Source organism: Streptomyces sp. NPDC047014 (genome assembly GCF_040644195.1).
Classification (GTDB): domain Bacteria; phylum Actinomycetota; class Actinomycetes; order Streptomycetales; family Streptomycetaceae; genus Streptomyces.
Window position 1 is genome coordinate 1 of the sequence record NZ_JBEYVX010000186.1, and the last position, 1,427, is coordinate 1,427.

Sequence of the window (1,427 nt, forward strand, 5' to 3'; positions counted from 1 at the left end):
AAGGCTGAGACCTGATGCCGAGCCGATTGTGGTGAAGTGGATGATCCTATGCTGTCGAGAAAAGCCTCTAGCGAGTTTCATGGCGGCCCGTACCCTAAACCGACTCAGGTGGTCAGGTAGAGAATACCGAGGCGTTCGGGTGAACTATGGTTAAGGAACTCGGCAAAATGCCCCCGTAACTTCGGGAGAAGGGGGGCCATCACTGGTGATCGGATTTACTCCGTGAGCTGGGGGTGGCCGCAGAGACCAGCGAGAAGCGACTGTTTACTAAAAACACAGGTCCGTGCGAAGCCGTAAGGCGATGTATACGGACTGACGCCTGCCCGGTGCTGGAACGTTAAGGGGACCGGTTAGTGATCTTTCGGGGTTGCGAAGCTGAGAACTTAAGCGCCAGTAAACGGCGGTGGTAACTATAACCATCCTAAGGTAGCGAAATTCCTTGTCGGGTAAGTTCCGACCTGCACGAATGGCGTAACGACTTCTCGACTGTCTCAACCATAGGCCCGGTGAAATTGCACTACGAGTAAAGATGCTCGTTTCGCGCAGCAGGACGGAAAGACCCCGGGACCTTTACTACAGTTTGATATTGGTGTTCGGTTCGGCTTGTGTAGGATAGGTGGGAGACTTTGAAGCAGCCACGCCAGTGGTTGTGGAGTCGCCGTTGAAATACCACTCTGGTCGTGCTGGATGTCTAACCTCGGTCCGTGATCCGGATCAGGGACAGTGTCTGATGGGTAGTTTAACTGGGGCGGTTGCCTCCCAAAGGGTAACGGAGGCGCCCAAAGGTTCCCTCAGCCTGGTTGGCAATCAGGTGTTGAGTGTAAGTGCACAAGGGAGCTTGACTGTGAGACCGACGGGTCGAGCAGGGACGAAAGTCGGGACTAGTGATCCGGCGGTGGCTTGTGGAAGCGCCGTCGCTCAACGGATAAAAGGTACCCCGGGGATAACAGGCTGATCTTCCCCAAGAGTCCATATCGACGGGATGGTTTGGCACCTCGATGTCGGCTCGTCGCATCCTGGGGCTGGAGTCGGTCCCAAGGGTTGGGCTGTTCGCCCATTAAAGCGGTACGCGAGCTGGGTTTAGAACGTCGTGAGACAGTTCGGTCCCTATCCGCTGTGCGCGTAGGAATATTGAGAAGGGCTGTCCCTAGTACGAGAGGACCGGGACGGACGAACCTCTGGTGTGCCAGTTGTCCTGCCAAGGGCATGGCTGGTTGGCTACGTTCGGGAGGGATAACCGCTGAAAGCATCTAAGCGGGAAGCCTGCTTCAAGATGAGTATTCCCACCTCCTTGAGAGGGTAAGGCTCCCAGTAGACGACTGGGTTGATAGGCCAGATGTGGAAGCCCGGTAACGGGTGGAGCTGACTGGTACTAATAGGCCGAGGGCTTGTCCTCAGTTGCTCGCGTCCACTGTGTTAGTTCTGAA

At 55.9% G+C, this 1,427-nt stretch carries 1 rRNA gene; it reads left to right on the forward strand.

Going from position 1 to position 1,427, the window contains the following annotated elements:
- Positions 1–1,396 (forward strand): 23S ribosomal RNA (locus ABZ873_RS34140); the annotation flags it as partial.
- Positions 1,397–1,427: the final 31 nt, after the last annotated feature.